The sequence below is a fragment of the Nitratifractor sp. genome (assembly GCF_015487065.1).
In the GTDB taxonomy this organism is placed as follows: domain Bacteria; phylum Campylobacterota; class Campylobacteria; order Campylobacterales; family Sulfurovaceae; genus Nitratifractor.
The window spans coordinates 1-3,291 of sequence record NZ_WFQN01000111.1; the positions used below are offsets into that span (position 1 = coordinate 1).

At 54.6% G+C, this 3,291-nt stretch carries 3 protein-coding genes; 1 reads left to right on the forward strand and 2 read right to left on the reverse strand.

Features of this window, described 5'->3' with window-relative positions; translation table 11 throughout:
• Positions 1–147 precede the first annotated feature (147 nt).
• On the forward strand, positions 148–582 hold the full coding sequence (locus F8I07_RS05940; protein ID WP_292657012.1) for a CoA-binding protein: 435 nt from the start codon (positions 148–150) through the stop codon (positions 580–582).
• Between the two features lie 81 nt (positions 583–663).
• Here F8I07_RS05940 and dnaK read toward each other — a convergent pair whose 3' ends face one another.
• Positions 664–2,547 carry a molecular chaperone DnaK gene (gene dnaK, locus F8I07_RS05945; RefSeq protein ID WP_292657014.1) on the reverse strand — a complete coding sequence of 628 codons (1,884 nt, stop codon included), beginning with the start codon at positions 2,545–2,547 and terminating at the stop codon, positions 664–666.
• 91 nt (positions 2,548–2,638) lie between these two features.
• A complete protein-coding gene (grpE, locus tag F8I07_RS05950; RefSeq protein ID WP_292657016.1) occupies positions 2,639–3,199 on the reverse strand; it encodes a nucleotide exchange factor GrpE in 561 nt (186 codons plus the stop codon).
• Between the last annotated feature and the right edge of the window lie 92 nt (positions 3,200–3,291).

The following is a 3,291-nucleotide window of genomic DNA, read 5'->3' on the forward strand; positions in this document are numbered from 1 at the left end:
GCTCAGCTCACTGAGAATCGGCGCGTAGGCAAAGGGAGTGTGCAGCACCACGTCGGCGATCCGCTTCCTCGCCCGTCCGATCTTTTTTAAGTCCAACATTACGCATTCCTCTGTAAAATTGACCAAATTATACGAGAAGGATGCTTTATGGAGTGTGAATTTCCGAGAATCAACAGCAATGAAGAGGAAGTAAAAAGATATCTACAGGCGTGCCGCCGCATCGCCGTGGTCGGAGCCTCCCCCAACCCCGAAAAAGATAGCCACAAAGTCACCAAATACCTGATCGAACACGGCTATACGGTCTATCCCATCTACCCCAAAGGGGAAGATTTCCTCGGACACCCCTACTACCGCAGTCTCAAAGAGATCCCCGAGCCGGTGGATATGGTGGTGGTCTTCCGCAAACCCCAGGCGGTGGGCCCCATCGCCGATGCCTGCATCGAACGGGGCGATGTGAAGGTTCTCTGGACCCAGATCGGCATCGTCAACAACGAAGCCGCTGAAAAGGCCAAAGAGCACGGAATCGATGTGGTGCAGAATATGTGTGCGATGGTGGAGCACCGGGAGTTGATCGGAGAGTGAAAATCCGGCATAAAAAAAAGGCGGAGAGGCTTTCGCCTCTCCGCCTTTGAAACAAGAAGGTTCAAATGAAAACCGAGGGGATTACTCCACCTCGGCGTCGATGACATCGTCATCGGAAGGTTTTTCCTGCGTGCCGCCCTGAGCACCGCCGGCTTGCTGCTGGGCCTGGGCGGCCTGCTGCGCCAGCTTTTCGTTGTGGGCGTTGAGCTCGTTGACCTTGGCCTCGATCTGCTCTTTGGTCGCGCTCTCGTTCTTGAGCAGCTCCTCGAGCTCGGCCACGGTCTTTTCGGCCGCTGCCTTGAGCCCGGCTTCGACCTTGTCGCCCAATTCTCCCAGGACCTTTTTGGTCTGATGCACCAGGGCGTCGGCTTTGTTTTTCAGCTCGACCAGCGCTTTACGGGCCTCGTCCTCCAGTTTGTGGGCTTCGGCGTCGCGGATCATCTGCTGGATCTCCTCTTCGCTCAGACCCGAACTTCCGGTGATCTTGATCTCCTGGGACTTGCCGGTGGCCTTGTCGGTCGCGGAGACCGTCAGGATACCGTTGGCATCGATGTCGAAAGTGACCTCGATCTGAGGCACACCCCGGGGAGCGGGCGGGATACCGGTCAATTCGAACATTCCAAGCGACTTGTTGTCCTTGGCGAATTCCCGCTCACCTTGGACGACGTGGATGGTCACCGCGGGCTGATTGTCCTCGGCCGTCGAGAAGATCTGAGACTTCTTGACGGGGATGGTGGTTCCTTTTTCGATGATCTTGGTGGTCACGCCGCCCAGCGTCTCGATACCGAGGCTGAGGGGAGTGACATCCAGCAGCAGGACATCTTTGACGTCACCGCTGAGGACACCGCCCTGGATCGCCGCACCGATGGCAACGACCTCATCGGGGTTGACCGACTTGTTGAGCTCTTTGCCGAAGTAGGCTTTGACCTTCTCCTGAACCAAAGGTACCCGGGTCGATCCCCCGACCATGACGACCTCTTTGATCTCGCTCTTGCTCAGACCGGAATCTTTGAGGACTTCGTCGATCTTGGTGATGGTCTTTTCGACCAGATCCTCGATCAGCGACTCGAACTTGGCCCGGGTGATCTTCATCACCAGGTGCTTCGGCCCGCTGGCGTCGGCAGTGATGAAGGGCAGGTTGATCTCGGTCTCCGTGGCGGTGGAGAGCTCTTTCTTGGCGTTTTCCGCCGCCTCTTTGAGGCGCTGCAGGGCCATGATATCGGCTTTGAGATCGATACCATTTTCCTTTTTGAACTCTTCGACGATGTAGTCGATGATTCGGTTGTCGAAATCATCACCGCCCAGGAAGGCGTCACCGCCGGTGGCCAGAACTTCGACGACGCCGTCACCGGTCTCCAGGATCGTCACGTCGAAGGTACCGCCTCCCAGGTCGTAGACGGCGATGTTTTCGCTCTCTTTTTTCTCGAGACCATAGGCCAGAGCCGCCGAGGTGGGCTCGTTGATGATCCGCAGGACGTTCAATCCGGCGATGGTTCCGGCCTCTTTGGTCGCTTTACGCTGGGCGTCGTTGAAGTAGGCCGGAACGGTGATGACCGCATCGGTAACGGTCTCGCCCAGGTAGGCCTCGGCATCCTCTTTGAGCTTCATCAGAATCTTGGCCGAGATCTCCTGGGGCGTATAGATCTTCCCGTCGATCTCCACGGCGCAGGCGCCGTTTTTGTCCACCACATGATAGGGCAGGCGCTCTTTGGCCTCTTTGGCCTTCTCTTCGTTGCACATCAGACCCATGATCCGTTTGACGGAGTAGATGGTCTTTTCAGGGTTGGTCACCATCTGCCGCTTGGCGGGATCCCCGACAAGGATTTCCCCTTTGTCGGTAAAAGCGACGACGGAGGGAGTCGTATTTTTCCCCTCTTTGTTGGGGATGATCTTCGCTTCCCCGTTCTCATAGACCGCCATCGCGGAGTTGGTGGTTCCCAGGTCGATTCCAATCGGTTTACTCATTGCTCTTTCTCCTTTTCTGATTCTTTGGTGCCATTATAGGACGATTCTTCGGTTTTCTAGGCAACCTAAGTCACCTTCTATAAACTTTTTTCTATTTTTTGGTGCTCACCATCGAAGGGCGCAGCACCCGATCCTTCATCTTGTAACCTTTTTGGAGGACCTGGACGATCTCGTTTTGTTCATGCGCTTCGCTTTCGACCTGCTGAACGACCTGATGAACATGAGGGTCAAAGACCCCTTCGTTGGCGATCTCTTCCACTCCATGCTTTTTCAGAACTTTCAGAAGCTGTTCATAGGTCAGAGCCATTCCCTCTTTGATCTTTTCGACTGCTTCGTCTCCTTCAATCTGATCAATGGCGGCCAAAGCGTTCTCGAAAGTATCGATCACGCTCAGCAGATCAGTGGCGAAAGCCTCGTTGGCGAAAGCCACGGCGGTCGCCTTGTCCTTCTCGAGGCGTTTTTTCATATTCTCAAAATCCGCATGGGCACGAAGATAGCGGTCTTTGTACTCCTCCACCTCTTTGCGACAGGCCTCCAGCTGCTCCTCGCAGCCGCTCTTTTCTTCGTTTTTCTGCTCCGCTTCCCGGTTCTCACTCTTTTGCTCGGGAAGGGTCTCTTCCGTCTCCTCAGGACGTTTGGTTTTCTTATCCATCGGATCCCCCTTTCACAAAATTTGCTTCATTATACTCAATTGAGCTCATCTTTGTCAAGCATATATACACTATTTTTACATATGTTTATTTA